At 42.9% G+C, this 18,690-nt stretch carries 14 protein-coding genes; 12 read left to right on the top strand and 2 right to left on the bottom strand.

What is annotated here, in order from left to right; all coding sequences use genetic code 11:
- The 3 genes from AC5V8P_RS11785 to AC5V8P_RS11775 all read left to right on the top strand — a co-directional run.
- A partial coding sequence (locus AC5V8P_RS11785; RefSeq protein ID WP_495473643.1) for a hypothetical protein occupies positions 1–260 on the top strand: 260 nt, incomplete at its 5' end.
- 393 nt (positions 261–653) lie between these two features.
- Positions 654–1,052 (top strand): YmaF family protein, encoded by a 399-nt coding sequence (locus tag AC5V8P_RS11780; protein WP_064796091.1) that lies wholly within the window; start codon positions 654–656, stop codon positions 1,050–1,052.
- Between the two features lie 529 nt (positions 1,053–1,581).
- Positions 1,582–1,656 (top strand): YjcZ family sporulation protein, encoded by a 75-nt coding sequence (locus AC5V8P_RS11775; RefSeq protein ID WP_231116782.1) that lies wholly within the window; start codon positions 1,582–1,584, stop codon positions 1,654–1,656.
- A 214-nt stretch (positions 1,657–1,870) separates the two neighbouring features.
- On the opposite strand, the gene AC5V8P_RS11770 is transcribed toward AC5V8P_RS11775, so the two are convergent.
- Positions 1,871–2,191, bottom strand: a complete 321-nt coding sequence (locus AC5V8P_RS11770; protein WP_064796092.1) for a hypothetical protein — start codon at positions 2,189–2,191, stop codon at positions 1,871–1,873.
- Between the two features lie 901 nt (positions 2,192–3,092).
- Entirely contained in the window at positions 3,093–4,034 is a 942-nt protein-coding gene (cysK, locus tag AC5V8P_RS11765; protein WP_063210218.1) for a cysteine synthase A, read from the bottom strand.
- A 446-nt stretch (positions 4,035–4,480) separates the two neighbouring features.
- On the opposite strand from cysK, the gene AC5V8P_RS11760 reads away from it, so the two are divergent.
- From AC5V8P_RS11760 to AC5V8P_RS11720, 9 genes are all read left to right on the top strand, one after another.
- Positions 4,481–5,140, top strand: a complete 660-nt coding sequence (locus AC5V8P_RS11760) for an MBL fold metallo-hydrolase (RefSeq protein WP_231116779.1) — start codon at positions 4,481–4,483, stop codon at positions 5,138–5,140.
- A gap of 320 nt (positions 5,141–5,460) precedes the next feature.
- A complete protein-coding gene (gene loaP, locus AC5V8P_RS11755) occupies positions 5,461–5,982 on the top strand; it encodes an antiterminator LoaP (RefSeq protein ID WP_063210219.1) in 522 nt (173 codons plus the stop codon).
- Positions 5,983–6,118: 136 nt separating this feature from the next.
- Positions 6,119–6,880 (top strand): 4'-phosphopantetheinyl transferase family protein, encoded by a 762-nt coding sequence (locus tag AC5V8P_RS11750; RefSeq protein ID WP_064796093.1) that lies wholly within the window; start codon positions 6,119–6,121, stop codon positions 6,878–6,880.
- A 25-nt stretch (positions 6,881–6,905) separates the two neighbouring features.
- On the top strand, positions 6,906–7,145 hold the full coding sequence (locus AC5V8P_RS11745) for an acyl carrier protein (protein ID WP_063210223.1): 240 nt from the start codon (positions 6,906–6,908) through the stop codon (positions 7,143–7,145).
- A complete protein-coding gene (locus tag AC5V8P_RS11740) occupies positions 7,123–8,370 on the top strand; it encodes a beta-ketoacyl synthase N-terminal-like domain-containing protein (RefSeq protein ID WP_063210225.1) in 1,248 nt (415 codons plus the stop codon). The genes AC5V8P_RS11745 and AC5V8P_RS11740 overlap by 23 nt, the downstream gene beginning before the upstream one ends.
- Positions 8,371–8,385: 15 nt before the next feature.
- A complete protein-coding gene (locus tag AC5V8P_RS11735; protein ID WP_064796094.1) occupies positions 8,386–9,648 on the top strand; it encodes a hydroxymethylglutaryl-CoA synthase family protein in 1,263 nt (420 codons plus the stop codon).
- Positions 9,645–10,406, top strand: coding sequence for an enoyl-CoA hydratase/isomerase (locus AC5V8P_RS11730; RefSeq protein WP_063210229.1), 762 nt, complete (start codon positions 9,645–9,647; stop codon positions 10,404–10,406). Before AC5V8P_RS11735 ends, AC5V8P_RS11730 begins: the two co-directional genes overlap by 4 nt.
- 46 nt (positions 10,407–10,452) lie before the next feature.
- Positions 10,453–11,202, top strand: a complete 750-nt coding sequence (locus AC5V8P_RS11725) for a polyketide synthase (RefSeq protein WP_063210231.1) — start codon at positions 10,453–10,455, stop codon at positions 11,200–11,202.
- Positions 11,203–11,433: 231 nt separating this feature from the next.
- Positions 11,434–18,690, top strand: a 7,257-nt coding sequence (locus tag AC5V8P_RS11720; RefSeq protein WP_495473642.1) for an amino acid adenylation domain-containing protein, incomplete at its 3' end; no start/stop codon positions are given.

The following is an 18,690-nucleotide window of genomic DNA, read 5'->3' as shown; positions in this document are numbered from 1 at the left end:
TCCTCTCCATCATACTCTATAAATTAAGACGTCTAACTCGTTCAAACGGTTTTTCATTCCAGCGTTTTATAGGGTCTTTCATCAAAAATCCTATTAAGCATAAAAAAGCTACCTTTCTTATAGAGAAACAGCTAATGGGGTGGATTTCCATATTCGAATTAGGTAGCTTCAATTATGCGACAAAAATTCAATACGGATCATCCAGTTTTACAAGCAAAGCTCGAATGGCTTCCTTCTCAAGGCATTTTGCTATAAATTAAAGGACCACCAAAACAGCCAAAGAATTGCCAAGGTTGTTCTTTAGGAGAGATGGGATATGTATCAAATAGAGTATAGATCCCTGACAACTTTAACGGCTAAACCAGATGCTTATACTATTATTTTGACTGTGCATTAAATTTCCGGATTTTAATGAAAACACCCTTTGCGGTGCTTTTTCTTTTGCCTTAAATGACAAATACAAGCCGTTTTTAGCGTTCTTATTTTACACAGGTGAATGGAGAAGTACAGCAAGGAGAGAGAACATACATACGCTCCGACAGCCTGTTAGCTTTCCACCCGAATGTGGAAACCAACTCAACACAAATAGCCTTTTGAACATTTACACTATCTCTTTCATAGTATATGGAAATTGATAAAGGAGGTGGCTATTGATGGAAATACCAATAACGGGTTTTGTTGTTCATTCCGGTGATTCTGATTCTAACCATTCGCATAAGCTTTTTATTAGTTCGTGGGACGGTAGACCAGTTAATGTTCACGTACATCCTTTTAAAGGGAATACATCATTTGATGTGGGACACTGCCACCATTACGCTGGAGTAACAGAACCAGCTCCAAGTGGTGTTCCGCATGTTCATAATTATTATGCAGAAACATCATTTAACGATCAACATACGCATTTAATTAGAGGAACTACGGGACCAGCCATTCACTTGGCATGCGGTGGGCATTACCATCATTTTGAAGGGTATACAACAGTAAACGGTAGCATTCCTCATGCCCATAGGTACAGTGGAAATACTGGAGATGAAAAAGAGTGTCGATATTAACCACAGGCTGCTGAAGATTCGACTCTTATGAGTACAGTGTATTGGGTCAAACAATTTAAAACTAATTGTAATAATGGCGAGCTTCAACTGGCTCGTCTTTTCTTGTTTTAAGGTGCTGACGCTTAGAAAGCAATTTGGATGGGAGTTTCAATTTAGCTTAACTTGCTGTGGGTGTGTTTTTGTTTACCCATAAATCCATTCCCTAAACAATTCCTCGCATAACCTATGAGTAAATAAGGAGGCGTAACGTGTGAGGGAAATTGGAAGAGGTTCCGGGAAGGCTGCCAGGAAAGTTTGGACGTTGATAACTGTTATTCTGGCACTGTTTGTATTGTTGGTAATTATCTTAACATTAATCCTTAAATAAAACTTTGGGGCTCTGCTGGTTTATCTGGTGTGAGCCTTCGTTTTGCTTTCTTGAATGCCCTGCCACAATACGAATGGATACATATATTAAGGTGCACAACAAGTAAAGGAGGTTTAAGCTATGTGTGGATGTGACAACACAACTCCAACTCCGGTTGGTGGTATGTGGACTTCTACAGGAGCGATTTTAGTGCTCTTTATTTTGTTGGTTATAATCACTAGAGCAATGTGGGTTTAATTTTTTGATATCAGCTCCTAAAAAACGTGTAACACCCTACTAGCCGAACTGGTAGGGTGTTTTTCTGTTTTGAGAAGTGCCTTTATAATAAACGTATCTGGTTCGATCGGTTTCTAATCGATGAGCGATTTCAGAGAAAGGGCTTGGGCAAATATTATATGGGAAAGCTCTGCTAACCTTAATTGGTCAGTAGGGCTTTTACTGTTCACGCCTCTTATAGTGAATCAAGGTATTCTTTCTGGAAGTTGATAAAATCTTGCACACTATCGTGATAGGTAAATCGACCGCCATTTTTATCAATAATCCAGTTGATCTTTTCGTCATTTAACAAGACTCCATACATGCAATGATGAAGCAGTTCAATTTGCTTTTCATCCCTAATTCTGATCAGGTGTTTTTCTTGTTCGTCAATGAGGTACCATTTCGTTTCTGCTTCATCTACATCCGCATCCACATACAGTATTGATACCGACAAGGGGAACGGCCAGTGAAACCATTGTTCTTGTTTGTCTTCTCCATAACCTTCAAATGCCATGGTTATTTCCTCCTACTTGGATAATTTCCTGAAAGTTTAAATGTATCTAATGTGCTGCGATTGTAAACTTTATTGAAAAACTGTTTTTTGGAACACACAGCATTATCAGCCTTTGGTATCTTGGCACCAATGCGGTGAATGACCGCTATTGGGGTTGGCTGAAACTGCGATGCGTCTGTTTAGGCTGAGTTAATCGGGGGGCCGATTTTATTGTAAATCCCTCATTTGCTCAATTTGTAAAGGCAATGTTGGTTCAAGGGATAATTTTAGGTAGCCCCTTTTAGCAATGGATGACGAAGGCATTTAGGGATATACACATTAAATGTACTGCTGTTCTTCTCTTATCCTACTGGCTCAGGAATATCGCCCCCATAATCTTCCCCTGGCTTCACGTGCGCTGTCGTAAACTTCTGCAAAACGGAAACGCCAGGTAACTAAGAAGTTGACCGCTTTGTTGCCTGATATTGAACGCTAATATGAATACTCTACAATGATTCTGCTGAGCGAAGATGGGTACGCTCTATATTGTAATCATAGAAGGCTGGGATGGTGACCAAAAGATCATTACATTTCCTCATCTGAAAATAGGCATTTTACGATATTAAACCTCGAATGATCTGGAGTTTAGAGGCTACATATAGAGGAGGGGAACTTAAGGGTAACGGTTACGATGTATAACACCCGCATCAAGTTAATGAACGAGGCTTACAGATTGGTACAAGACTACTATGGAGGAGGCCACTTTTACAGAAAAAGCCTGATGAGCTCCAACGATATCGCGCTGTGCCAAGATAACGTTTACTTCGCTAGCGAAAAAAAGGAATCAATTCGTTCTATGGCTCTTGCTTGTCGTGCCTGGAAACATAACAAAAGAGGCAGGGGGGTTCCTGCCTTCGGCGTTTTATAATTCTACGTCTGAGAAAAGCGGAGTGGACAAATAACGCTCACCTGTATCAGGCAATATAACGACGATCGTCTTGCCTCTGTTTTCCGGAAGCTTCGCAATTTGTGTTGCTGCATAAACCGCAGCCCCCGAAGAAATACCAACAAGCAATCCTTCTGTTTTGGCAAGCAGGCGTGCAGTTTCATACGCATCTTCGTTTTTAACTTTGAAAACCTCATCCACATATTCATCATTAAAGTTATTTGGAATAAAACCAGCACCGAGTCCTTGTAGTTGATGTGGCCCTGGAGTACCGCCAGACAGCACGGGTGAATCGAACGGTTCGACGGCTATCACTTTTACAGAAGGTTTTCGTTCCTTCAATACTTGTCCAACACCCGAAATCGTTCCACCTGTACCTACGCCCGCGATAAAAATATCTACACTGCCGTCTGTATCCTGCCAGATTTCCTCTGCTGTAGTTTTGCGATGAATTTCTGGATTGGCAGGATTGCTGAATTGCTGTGGTATGAAAGAGTTTGGTGTTTCGGCAGCCAAGAGCTCAGCACGCTTGATAGCGCCTCTCATCCCCTCGGATCCCGGTGTTAACACAAGCTCAGCACCAAACGCAGTCAAAAGCTTGCGACGTTCGATACTAAATGTTTCAGGAAGTGTAATTATAAGTTTATATCCAAGAGCCGCAGCTGCAAATGCAAGTCCGATCCCAGTATTGCCACTTGTCGGCTCGATAATAATGGAGTCTTTATTGATTAAGCCTTTCTCCTCAGCGTCTTTAATCATAGCATATCCAATTCGGTCCTTAACGCTCCCGGCCGGATTTAAATATTCCAACTTTGCTACTACGTGTGCCTCAATATTTTGGATTTGGCTGTAGTTTAACAGTGCTAACAAAGGAGTATTTCCAATTAATTCCGTCAACTTCTGGTGAATTTTAGTCAAACTTATCCCTCCAAACAATTAATTCATATCTACTTACTGCGACATAGATATTATCACGAATTTGTCTGCATAACCATGTCCTGTTAATTCGTAGTGCGGAGCGGGAACAGATGGAGACAGTCTAATGGTGTTTATATGTTTTTAAATTCAGAAAATAGCGCTCAGACAAGTCTATAAAAGCAAAATCTTGTAACAGAGGGCCGAGGCCTTTCTATTGCATAAGTTGCTATAATCATTGATACAGCAACTTTCGACAAAAGACTTTAGAGGCAAGAAGTATTCCGAAAAGGGCAAAAATGCTTGTTATTCAGGAACTCTTAGCAAAGACTGCAGCATAAGTGATGCAGATCAATTCAGCGCATTTGAACAGTAAATTTTACGTACAAATTTGGAGTGGGTCATGGGAAGGTGGGTTCAGTGAAGCTGATATGAGTCTGACGTACCATATGGAACAGTTAAGAGTCCGTTTTATGAATTTCATTAACTATGTATATATTGTAATGGATAAGAATACAGGCGACATTGCTATTGTCGATCCGTCATGGGATTTATTGAAAATAGAGTCATATCTTCATCGGTTGAATGGTAATCTCAAAGCCATACTGTTAACCCATTCACATTTAGATCATGTTAATCTGGTAAATCCGCTTCTGGAAAAGTACAACCCCCACGTATTCATGTCCATACAAGAAATCGATTTTTACCACTTTAGATGTAAAAATTTACATCCTATTAAAGACAGGGACCTTATCAAGCTTGGAGATACGGAAATTATAAGTCTTATGACCCCAGGACATACGGTGGGAAGTGTATGCTATCATTTATCAAATCACTTATTTACAGGAGATACTGTTTTTATTGAAGGATGTGGCTTTTGTGATCCGAATGGAGGCGATCCGAAAGACTTATATAATAGCATTCAAAAAATAAAGCGAAAGGTTGATAGCTCCGTTCAAATTTATCCTGCTCATTCATATGGGAAAGCACCTGGTTTCCCACTCAGTCACCTTATGGATGAAAATATTTATTTTCAATTTACGAGTATGGAGACGTTTGTTAATTTCAGAATGCGTCCCAACCAAATAGGTCTATTCAATTTCAAATGAGCGGGTAAAAGTGGTGAGTTTTAAAGGGTGAAAAGGCTCTTCATCCCCAAAAGATAGACTTCGTTGTTGCCAAAATGGCAATTGACACGGTTTGAGCAGAGGATTATAATGGAATTATATTATTCCAATTATATGATTATATGAAAAATAAAGGAACTTGTTACGGTTAATCGCTGGCGGGTCACGTTAACCACTAATGAGGGATATAGCGTGAGAGAATGTAGCTTATCAAGCAGGATAAGTGAAAGGGCGAAGCTATGTTATATACTGGCAGCAGACATAATAGGAGTTGCAGTATGTTTTGTTAGGAGATGAGCGAAGTGAATTGGTACGTACTTTTTGTACGAACGGGCAGGGAAGAAAGAGTTAAACAACTATTTAATAAGTGGTTTGATTCTGAAGATTACAAACCATTTATACCGCTCCAAGAGAGGCTATTTAAAGTAGCAGGAACAGTCAAGAAAGAATTAGCACCTTTGTTCCCCAGTTATGTATTTATTGAGTCGAACTTACCTGACTTGCAGTTCGTAACAAGTACAAATTCAATGATTTACACTTCCAGTGATATCATTCGTTTATTGAGATATTCGAAGTTAGAAGCTTCCATGCGAAATTGCGAGAGACAAGTTTTAGAGAGTTTATGCAATGATAGATATTGTATAGAATCCTCAATTGGAATTATTGAAGGAGACAAGATATGTATCATAGATGGACCGCTTAAAGGAAGAAGCAGCATAGTAAAAAAGATAGACAGACATAAAAGACAGGCAGTTATTCAGTTAGAATTTATGGGTGATATCAGACTAGTGAACGTAGCTTTAGAAATTATCAGTAAAGTTTAAATAGAACAATCTTTGGGGATATTCTTCTCCAAGTGGAAGCTTTCAGAGCCCTTAAAGGGAATTGAAGGTTTTTTTTTGGTTTGAGCGTTTGATTCCATTTTGGTAAGAAGCTGTCTACTTATAGGAGGACATGCACGTGGTCTTGTATACGGAACAGCTCATGTTGAAGCGGGAAGAGACTGTGATGAAGGCAGCTGTCAGTATTGTGCATGCAGTTTGCCATGCCGGCGCTTCTCTCGATTCGGAGATGTTTCATCCAGAAGAGTGTAGCTACTTCGAGAGCCTGCTATTCCAGCGTCGAAAAGCCAACTTTATGCTCGGCAGGCTAAGTGCAAAACAAGCAGCATCGGTGCTGTTAAGCGAGCCGAACCTGCGCAACATAAGCGTGGAGACAGGTGTTTTTGGCCAGCCCTTGCTTCGAGCTACCGCTGCCCCCGGCTACCAAGTGAGCATTGCCCACTGTGATAATATTGGGACCGCTGTTGTTTTTCCAGAAGCACATCCTATGGGCATTGATATTGAGAAGATCAATCCCGGTCGAATTAAGACTATGGAAAGCCTACTGACGATGGAGGAAAGGGAAAGGATCGCAGCTGTCCGAGGAATAGAGGAGTACTCTGTTTTAGTGACGGTTTCTTGGACGGTAAAGGAGGCGATTTCGAAAATATTGCGCACTGGCTTTACAGCATCATCGCAAGTGCTTGAAATTAACGAGATCAGACTTCAAGGTGGATGCTTCCGGAGTACATTTTCGCATTTTCCACAATATGCTGCCCAGTCATATCAGTTGGGTAACTACATCTTTACTATTGTAGCGCCGAGAAAGACGGAATGGAGTATGAACATGTCTCGAATATGTGAGCCATTTAATCCGCTTTTTCATCAAAGCTATCTGTAAATAATTCAATTTTGGGAGGGTAAACATGCATAAAGAAGAAGTATTTGAAATCGTTAAACGTTGTATTTGCGAGGTGCTTCCGGAGTTAAAGGACCACCCGTTCCATTATGAGGATCGTTTGGTGGATTTGGGTGCAGATTCGGTAGATCGAGCCGATATTGTAATGAAAACAATGGAAGCACTATCTCTTAATATTCCTCGCGTTGAGTTATCTGGCGTGAAAAATGTAGGAGAATTGACGGATGCGCTCTATGCCAAATTATAAAGAGCCTGAGTTGGTTATTACGGGAGTTGGTGTTACTTCGTCGATTGGCCAAGGGAAGACTGCCTTTGCTTCGGCGCTGTTCAAAGGGCAACATGCATTTGGAGTGATGCAACGTCCAGGCAGAAAAGGGGAAGCATCATTTATAGGTGCGGAGCTGCCTTCTCTGTCTTATCCGGAGGCCATTTCCAAACGATTGTTGCGAACCGCATCATTATCGGGGCAGGTGGCAATGGTTACCCTTCAAGAGGCCTGGGATGATGCTCAGTTGGATCACGTCGACCCAAGCCGGATTGGACTGGTGATTGGAGGCTCCAATTTTCAGCAACGGGAATTATACCAAACCTATGAAACTTATCGTGAAAAAATGTATTTTGTACCTCCGACCTATGGGCTTTCCTTTATGGATACTGATTTGTGTGGACTATGTACCGAGCAATTCGGCATCCAAGGGTTAGCATATACTATCGGAGGGGCTTCCGCGAGTGGACAAGTCGCCATCATTCAAGCGATGGAGGCGATTCAAGCGAATCGGGTCGATGTGTGTATTGCGATGGGGGCGTTGATGGATATTTCGTATTTGGAATGCCAGGCACTGCGGTCCTTGGGAGCGATGGGAAGCGACCGATATGCTGATGAACCAGCTATGGCATGTCGCCCCTTTGACCAGATGCGCGACGGGTTCATATATGGGGAATCCTGCGGAGTTATCGTCATAGAGCGCTCGGATTTTGCAATGAAGCGTCAGGGGAAGTCCTATGCAAAGCTTACAGGCTGGGACATGGGGATGGATCGGAACCGCAACCCCAATCCCTCTTATGAAGGCGAGGTTCGAGTGATTAAAAGGGCCTTGGAGAAGGCAAAGCTGTCGCCGGAAAAAATTGATTATATTAATCCTCATGGGACAGGCTCAGTAGTTGGCGATGAGATCGAAATAAAAGCAATACAGGATTGTAATCTATCACACGCTTATATCAACGCAACCAAATCCATTATCGGCCATGGCCTGAGTGCAGCCGGGACGGTTGAAATTATTGCTACTCTTTTACAGATGAAGGAGTCGAGACTTCATCCTACGCGTAATTTGGAGGGGCCTATCGGAGTGAATTGCAACTGGGTGAAAAATGAGCCTATTCCAGCAGTTATTCACAATACGATAAATCTGAGCATGGGGTTTGGCGGAATCAATACGGCCATTTGTATGCAAAAATATGAGTCGGGTATTTAAGAAAGGGGGAGCATTATGGTATTGGTAGGAATTGAGGCGATGAACGTGTTTGGGGGCTCAGCCTATCTGGATGTCATGCAATTAGCACAGCACAGGCAGTTGGACCCTGCGAGATTTGAAAATTTATTAATGAAAGAAAAGGCAGTTGCCCTGCCCTATGAAGATCCGGTTACCTTCGGAGTCAATGCGGCAAAACCGTTGGTAGACGCTCTCTCTGAAGCGGAAAAAAACCGTATCGAAATGCTTATAACCTGTACAGAATCAGGGATTGATTTTGGAAAATCAATCAGTACATACATTCACCACTATTTGGGACTCAACCGAAATTGTAGGCTATTTGAACTCAAGCAAGCCTGCTATTCAGGTACTGCCGGATTCCAAATGGCGGTGAATTTTATTTTATCCCAGGTCTCGCCAGGCGCCAAGGCACTTGTTATTGCTAGTGATATCTCACGATTTATTGCTGCTGAAGGCGGGGATGTTTTGAGTGAGGATTGGTCTTACGCCGAACCAAGCGGAGGGGCAGGAGCTGTGGCCATGCTCATTAGTGAAAACCCTCATATATTCCAAGTCGATGCGGGTGCTAATGGATATTATGGCTATGAGGTAATGGATACTTGTCGGCCGATACCAGATAGCGAGGCCGGAGATGCAGACTTGTCTTTAATGTCCTATCTGGACTGCTGCGAGCAAGCGTTTTTGGAATATCAGAAACGGGTACAAGGAGTGGACTATAAAGATACCTTCCAGTATCTTTCCTTCCATACCCCATTTGGTGGAATGGTAAAAGGAGCACATCGAACAATGATGCGACGGATGACTCAGGCCAAACCAAATGAGATTGAGGCAGATTATATACAACGTGTAAAGCCCGGATTGGAGTATTGTCAACGAGTCGGCAATATTATGGGAGCGACCTTGTATCTGTCCTTGGCAGGTACGATTGATAAGGGGACATTTGATTCTCCGAAGCGGATTGGCTGCTTTTCCTATGGATCAGGCTGCTGCTCGGAATTTTATAGCGGGGTGGTCATGCCGCAAAGCCAGGAATATCTACGTCGTTTTGAGATCGAACGTAATTTGGATGACCGCTACCAATTATCCATGGATGAATATGAATCCTTGCTGAAAGGCAGTGGCGCTGTACGTTTTGGAACCCGCAATACCAAACTTGATTTTCAATTGGTTCCTGGAGTGATCGATTCCGGGAAAGGGAGACAACGATTATATCTAGAGGAAATCTATGAATTTCACCGCAAATATCGGTGGGAATCATGAATTATCAAACGATTCAGGTTCGGTTTCAAGAATCGATTTGTTACTTACGGTTTTACCGACCAGAGGCAAATAACACGATAAATAATACCCTCATTGAGGAATGCATGCATGTGCTTGCACTGTGTGAGGAGTCGGTTACGATCGTTGTTTTGGAAGGTCTACCGGAGGTGTTCTGTCTTGGAGCGGATTTTCAAGGAATGTACGAAAAAATGGAAAATGAACATGAGCATGTACAGAATCCAGAACCTCTATATGATCTGTGGTTAAAACTGGCGACAGGTCCCTATATCACGATTTCTCATGTGCGAGGAAAGGCAAACGCTGGCGGCATTGGATTTATTGCTGCCAGCGATATTGTGATAGCAGATCAGACAGCACAGTTCAGTCTGTCGGAATTGTTATTTGGGCTTTTCCCTGCTTGTGTTCTTCCCTTTTTAGTACGCAGAGTTGGATTCCAAAAAGCGAATTATTTGACATTAATGACACAGCCGATTAGGGTTGAGCAGGCTCTTACATGGGGGTTAGTCGATGCATATGATGCCCAGAGTGATACGGTGCTGCGCAAGCATTTATTACGCCTCAGACGATTGTCCAAAACGGGTATTTTACGCTACAAACGCTTTATGGACAAACTTAGCGATTTGCGTCAGTATAAATCACTGGCGCTGGCGTCCAATCAGGAGGTGTTTTCAGACGCTCAAAATCTGAAGGGCATTTTCCGATATGTCGAAACAGGTCAATTTCCGTGGATGGACTGATGGGCGTTTGCCACAAGACGGGATGCTTAGGGGGAAGTAGATCATCATGTCACAATCTGTGGTTGAGTTACTTGAGATCGAGCGAGGGATTATTCAAGTAACAATGCAAGATAGAGTTCATAAAAATACATTTACACTTGAAATGACGCATGGACTTAGAGAAGCGTTCCATACGATCCAGAATGACTCGACCTGCAAAGTCGTAATTCTAACAGGGTATGACAACTACTTTGCCACTGGTGGGACGCAAGAAGGACTATTGGCTATACATGAAGGAACATCGAAGTTTACTGATGAAAATATTTACTCTCTGGCATTGAACTGCAAAGTTCCAGTGATAGCTGCCATGCAGGGCCATGCGGTTGGTGGGGGCTTTGTCATGGGGCTATTTTCTGATTTCGTAATCCTGAGTAAGGAAAGTATGTATACGACTAATTTTATGAGATATGGATTCACACCAGGAATGGGCGCGACGTTCATTATTCCTCAAAAACTAGGGTTCAGCCTGGGAGAAGAATTATTGTTAAATGGAGGGAATTACCGAGGCGCAGAGCTGGAGAAGCGGGGAGTGCCGTTTCCAGTTCTGCCTCGCAAAGAAGTGAGGAGCTATGGATTGGATCTTGCTAGACAGCTGGCCGAGAAACCCAGATTTTCATTAATCACATTAAAGGATCATCTAGTTGCTCCACTCCGGGACAAGCTCCCCAAAATCGTAGAACAAGAGCTGATTATGCATGAGAAGACCTTTCATCAAGCCGAGGTTAAAGAACGAATCATCAACCTGTTTGGAAAATAATAATTTTTTCACATCCTTATTTATTTATATTTGTTGGCGCTTTTACGGTTTTTCATGGGGATCTGGAAACGAGTGTGAAAGGGGCGCATAGCCTTTCTCATCACTCGTTTTTCTTTGCTACTTTCGTTAGGCAACGTTTCAAGCGTGAAACAGCAGCTCAAAATAGACATCGTGATAAGCACTTAGCTCATGCTGTATTTAAATTTTGTGTTTTGAGGAGTTGGTGGATGAATGACACGTAAACATGATCAAAGATCAGACTTTAATATCCCGATCGTTTCTTTTATGGAAACTTGCCGGCAATTTCCTGAAACAGAGTTGTTTACTTTTGAGAATGAAGGAGAGCGTCCTCACGTTCTTACGGGGACAACGCTTTTGCTGCAAGTGCAAACTTTGAGCAACATTCTAATGAAAGAACTGGCTGCGCAGGAAAGAGCGCTCCTTGTATTTCCTCAGGGTCTGGGATATATCAGCAGCATGCTGGCATGTTTTTATGCAAACATCGTAGCCATCCCTACACCCATTACAGCAGCAGAGCCAGATGAAAAAATGCTTGAGAAAATAAAGTCTATTCAAACGGATTCCGGGGCTGTATGTATCATAACAGATACTGCCTTCAAAGCTTATCTTCAAACACAACCGGAGTATAGAACGTTTCGTATCCTAAATATTGATGAGATTCTTCAAAAGAGCGCGGCCCACGTAGATATAAAGATGAGATTGCCAGCACCTGAAGATATGGCCCTTTTGCTGTACACATCAGGCTCTACATCTCTGCCTAAAGGTGTAATTCTCAGCCATAGATGTTTGATGAATCAGGTTAAGGCTGAGCAATGGAGAATTGACCAAAATAGCCGTATCGTTTCCTGGATGCCGCAATTCCATGCTTTTGGACTGCAAAACAATATCTTGGTACCGCTATTGAATGGCGCCTCAAGCATTATTCTCCCGCCAGAAAGCTTTGCTAAAAATCCGGAGCACTGGATTCAGATGATTGACAAGTATCAGGCTACCCATACGGCTGCGCCAAACTTTGCATTCGATTACTGCTGCTCCACCTTGGACGTAGCTTCACTACAGGAATATTCCCTACACCATCTCGAAGCTATTATATGTGCAGGTGAACCCATTCGGAAGGAGAGTTACGAAAAATTCGTCCATAACTTCCGGGTATTAGGGCTTAAAGAAAATATATTTTGTCCTCTTCTCGGCTTATCCGAGTTGTGTCCTGTTACCAGTGTAAAACCGGGTCAGTCGATAAGATTTCTTAATTTGGATATAGCTAGCTTGGAGCAAAGAAGAGTCCAATACACTGATGAGAATAACCCTTCGAAGTCCGTTGTTAGCTGCGGGGAGATCGAAGCTCCGACAGAAATACGGATTGTTCATCCTGAAAGTCATATGCAATGTCTGCCAGAGGAAATCGGTGAAATTTGGATTAAATCCGATCGGACGGCAGAGGGCTATTTAAACAGGAAGGAAGAAACGGACGGTACTTTTGAGGCGGTACTTTCTAATACACATGAAGGTGGTTTTTTCCGTACAGGAGACCTTGGTTTTATTGCGGACAATCATATCTATGTCATCGGCAGAGAGAAAGAAGTCATTATCATTCGCGGCAAAAATCATCATGCTGTCGATATTGAATGGACCATCCAAAAGAGTATACCGGAGCTGACCTTGCCTATCGCTGTATTTTCCACCGAAATCAATGGTCAGGAAAAAGTAATCGTCGTACAGGAGATTGAAGCACCTCTTCATGAGCAGGAATATAAACGACTGGTCGAAAACATGCTGAACGCTGTATCTGGGACGCATCAACTTGAGATCTATGATATATATTTGCTGCCAAAAGGGAGTATTCCCAAAACGGGGAGCGGGAAAATCCAAAGAAAGGTTTGCTGTAATGCTTACATCAAACAAGAGCTTAGGGCGCTTTATCAATATCGGAGTACCCTCTCAACAGCGCATTCGGGTATTGGAGCAACGGATGCTACTGTAGACGCTGTTTCGTTGATACAGCTGAAGATTCAGGAATATATGGTGCAATTTTTGCATCAAGAACTGAATTTGGAGTCCGAGGCAATGGATTTGAATAAAAATATTCACGGCTACGGCATCGATTCCATACTTGTCATGAAGCTCATACGAGGCATTGAAAAATCTTATCCGATTGAGGTTAATGCAAGAGAAATTCTAGAATACCCGACAATCCAACTACTATCGGCTTATTTAGCCAAAAAGATTGAAAAAGATAAACCGGTTGTACAGGCCGAGACCGAGACAATCCGGCACGGTTTGCAATGGAATCCACTTTCTGAAGTTCAAAAAGGGCTGTGGTTATTACATAAAATGTCTCCTGAAATCAATGCTTACAATATACCAGTATGTCTCCGGTTTAATACGAAAGTCGAGATCGAGAACATTAAACATGCTTTCCACACCGTCTTAGAACAATATCCTATTCTAAAAAGTGTGATTGAAGAGGTAAACGGGACTCCTTATCAAAAGCTGGAGTCTGCTCAGCCGTTCAATTTACAGGTTGAGGATATTTCAAGCTTGAAAACGGATGAAATCATTCCCTTTATTCGGAGCAAGGCAAAGCAGCCATTCGCGTTGGAACAGGACCCTTTGATGCGTGTTTATCTGATGTCCAGGTCCGAACAAGAACATTTTATACTTGTGGTCATCCATCATATTATTTTTGATGGTAGTTCTTTCGTCTTTTTTATTCAAAGCTTTTTAGATGCATATAAAGACTCGGTACAAGGAAAGAGACCCGTCATTTTACCACCTGCCGCGAGCTATAACGACTTTGTGGAATGGGAACAAACGATGCTGGCGAGTGTAGAAGGGGAGAAGTATTTTTCCTATTGGAAGCAACAGCTGTCGGATACTTTACCGACCCTAGAGCTTCCATATAACCGCTCAGGTTTGCTGAGTCCGAGCATGGAAGGACAAACATACACCAAGCGGCTTCCGGTCGATTGGGTCAATCGGGTAAAATCTTTTGCCCGCACACAATATATGAGCTTGTCTACCGTTTTGTTAGGTATGTATGTGATATTGCTTAACCAGTATTCGAGACAGAAAGATATTATTGTTGGCCTGCCAGTTATGGTACGACCAGAGGAGCGTTTTGACCAATTAATCGGATATTTTGTTAACATGCTTCCAATACGCAGCCAAGTGTCGGAAACAGAGACATTCCAGGATTTTATGAAAAAATTGCAAATCACCGTAGTCAATGGGATGGATCATGCTTCTTATCCTTTTCCGGCTATGGTTAGAGCATTAAATGTGCCGCGTCTGCTGGCGAGTTCGCCAGTTTTCCAAACAGTTTTTTCCTACCAAAACTTTCTGCAAACTTCAAGCTTGCAGCAGCTTTGTGTGCCGTATCGCGATAGCTTTACCGTTGAGTTGGTAGAGGGAATTCACCAGGAAGGTGAATATGAACTGGTATTGGAGCTACTGGAGCAGGAAGAAGAGATGACATTAAATATCAAATATCGTTCCGGTTTGTTCGATGAAGCAACCATCGTACAGATGGCTGAGCGTTACATCGGATTAGCGGAAGCACTAATGAGTAATCCTGCAGGGGCCCTGCAGGATTGCTCATTACTATTGCAAGAGGAAAAGAACAGCATCCTTTATGACTGGAATGCGACTGAAATAAGTTATCCAGATAAATGCTTCCCTGAATTATTCATAAAACAGGCAAGGAAAACGCCTGACGCTATTGCAGTCGTGTATGAAGAGCAATCTCTTACCTATCGGGAATTAAAAGAAAAGAGCACTTTGCTCGCCCTACATTTACAAAATCAGGGCGTGATTCCTGATACGCTGGTAGGAATTTTCATGGAACGGTCTTTAGAGATGGTCATTGGGCTGTTGGGAATCCTTCTGGCAGGAGGAGCCTATGTGCCGCTTGATCCGGACTATCCGGAGGATCGATTGGAGTATATGCTTCAGGATTCCAATGCATCCCTTGTCATTACGCAATCGGAATTATTGGACACAGTGTCTCGGCTGGCAGGGAGTCATGTGAACTGCATTGTTCTTGATAACGATTGGGATCAACTGGAAAGCAGTGTAAAGGGAAGAAAGACACTCAAACGGCAAGTACAGCTTAGCCATTTGGCATATGTGATATATACCTCTGGAAGTACAGGGAAACCTAAAGGTGTCATGATCCCGCACAAAGCGTTGACCAACTTTCTTCTTTCCATGGGAGAAAAGCCAGGCATAATAGAGCAGGATAAACTGCTTGCTGTGACAACGTATTGCTTTGATATCGCGGGACTAGAATTATATCTGCCCTTGATTAAAGGCGCTCAATGTTATGTTTGCAGTTCTGAAAAAGCCAAGGATGTTGAAAGACTCAAGCAGGAGATTCAAACAATAAAACCGACAATGATGCAGGCTACTCCTGTGACTTGGACGATGCTGTTTCAAGCTGGCTGGAAGAATGAAGAAAATATGAAAATCCTCTGTGGCGGAGAAGCACTTTCGGAAACATTGAAATCTTATTTTGTGCATAACAACGGTGAGGCATGGAATATGTTCGGTCCGACTGAGACGACGATTTGGTCTACAATTCAGCCGATTACTGCCGACAAGCCGACTTCGATCGGTAAGCCTATTGCTAACACCCAGATTTATATTTTGGATCAGCATCTTAGACCTGTGCCTGCTGGGTTTCCGGGTGAGCTTTTCATTTCGGGTAGTGGCTTGGCCAGAGGCTATTTAAATCTGCCGGTGCTTACGGATGAAAAGTTTATTGACAATCCATTCAAGCCCGGAACTAAGCTCTATAGAACTGGAGATTTATGCAAGTGGCTTTCTGACGGCTCTATTGAGTATTTGGGTCGGATGGATTATCAAGTGAAAATTCGCGGGTTTCGGATTGAGCTGAGTGAAGTTGAAGGTCAGGTCAGAACATATCCAGGAATTGATGAATGTGTCGTGGTTGTCAAGGAACAAGGAGGGGATAAGCAACTTGTTGCCTACTATTTGCGGAACGACTCCGAGTTCGGGAATTCCTCACTTGACCCAAATGAAGTGCGAAAATATTTAAAAACACTCTTGCCTTATTATATGATTCCAGCATTCTTTATCGAACTGGACAAGCTTCCATTGACCCCGAATGGAAAAATAGACCGGAAGGAATTAAGGAGCCGCAGGGTCGAACTCGCTACAGCAACAAGAAAAATCCATTTGCCGCAATCAGATGTTGAACATCAAGTTTTAACAATATGGAAAAAGCTTTTGGATGTCGATCATCTAAGTACAGATGATGCCTTTTTCGACGTGGGTGGAAATTCTTTTACAGCCGCAGAGATGGTTAGCAAGATCAAGGACAAGCTGGAATGCGATATTTCGGTGACAGCCCTGTTCAAGTATCCAACGATTAAGGAGCTTAGTGCCTATATTACGAAAGTAAATGGCGAAGCCCCAGCTTTTGCAGCAGAACAAACAGATACCGCTGAAAACACCATTTCACAGAGAATAGACTCGAAGGAAGATGAACATAAACCAGCCTACCCTGATTATTATGAGGATAGCATTGCAATCATAGGAATTTCATCCCATTTCCCGGGTGCAAAAAACCACGTTGAGTTTTGGAGCAATCTGAGGGCAGGGGTGGAAAGTGTCCGCTACTTTTCCGAAGAGGAACTAGCTCAATTAGGGTTGGAGAGAGAGATTATCGAGCATCCAAACTATGTGCCTGGACAATGTACGATTGAGGGGAAAGAGTATTTCGACCCTGAGTTTTTTAACTTGTCCCAAAAAAATGCTGAATTTATGGACCCTCAGATGAAATTGCTGCTACAGCATGCATGGAAGGCTGTTGAAGATGCTGGTTATGTTTCTAAAGAAATTCCTGAAACCAGTGTGTATATGTCGGCGAGCAGTAGCTTTTATCAAGCATTTATTCCTAATTTGGCATCGCAGTCGCCTAATGTCCTGAGAAATGCCGATGAATATGTAACCTGGATTTTGGCACAGGGCGGGACCATTCCTACTATGATCTCTCATAAATTGGGATTTAAGGGTCCCAGTCTATTTGTGCACTCGAACTGTTCTTCCTCGTTAGTCGGACTGCGTCTAGCTTCGCAGAGCCTGCTATCTGGTGAATCAAAATACGCGTTAGTTGGAGCGTCAACAATCTTTCCTTTCAACAGCTTAGGCTATGTATATCAGCCTGGCTTGAACTTTTCTAGTGATGGTCATATTAGAGCTTTTGATGATTCGGCAGACGGAATGATTGGCGGAGAAGGGGTTGGAGTTGTTCTGCTGAAAAAAACGCTGGATGCCGTTAGAGACGGTGACCATATTTATACAATTTTACGAGGGGTTAGCGTGAATAACGATGGGACTGACAAACTGGGGTTTTATGCTCCAAGTGTTAAGGGTCAGTCTGAAGTTATTCAGAAGACGATCGAATCAACTGGAATTCATCCTGAAACGATCAGTTATATTGAGACACACGGAACCGGAACCAAATTGGGCGATCCGGTTGAATTTGCTGCCCTGAATGATACATTCAGGCAGTACACGGACAAAAAACAATTTTGTGGTATTGGATCGGTCAAAACCAATATCGGACATTTGGACACTGCAGCAGGTTTGGCGGGGTGCATTAAAGTCGCTTTAAGCTTATACCATAATGAGATTCCTCCTACGCTTAATTACGATAAACCCAATACCGATATCCATTTGTCTGAATCGCCTTTTTATGTCGTTGATAAACTGCGGAAATGGGAACATGCTTCGGCTCCCCATCGGGCGGCGTTAAGCTCCTTTGGCATAGGGGGGACGAATGCTCATGCCATTTTCGAACAATTTATAGCCCATGAGAAACCGGAAGGCTCTAAATCCAGTTTGATGAACGATGCATATCTTATTCCTTTGTCTGCCAAAAATGATCAGCGCCTTAAGGCATATGCTGGGGACCTCTCGGCTTTCTTGACAGCTTCTCAAGAAGTAGATTTGTCGGATGTATCTTTTACGCTTCAAACAGGACGAATGGCAATGAAATGTCGGGTAGCGTTTATCGTCAAGAATACGAGCGAACTGGTGCAAAAACTGGAATCGTTCGCGAATGGACAAGAACATATCGAGAATTGCTGGCGGGCAGAACATAATCAGCAAGATCCAGTGCAATGGTTTGAGCAGGAAGAAGTGTTCAAGGAGTTAGTGAGCAAATGGATCTTAAATCGTGAGATGAACAAGTTGGCAGAGCTATGGGCCAAAGGCTTCTATATCGATTGGAAATTACTATATTACGATGTGCGGCCGAAAAGAATCAGTTTGCCTACGTATCCTTTTGCTCAGCAACGCTGCTGGGCTCCTGAGGTGGAGGCTGGAGCAGCCAAGGTCAGAGCAGCAGCGGAAGCCCCTGTGGCTGCAGCTAGCCATACCCTGCTGCTGGAGCCAGTTTGGAAGGAGCAGGACGTGCCGCTGGAGGTCGAAGCACCTGTCTAT

The sequence above is a fragment of the Paenibacillus sp. N119s genome (assembly GCF_059447605.1).
Note: the sequence above shows the minus strand (reverse complement) of the source record. Positions and strands in the feature narration are given on the sequence as shown.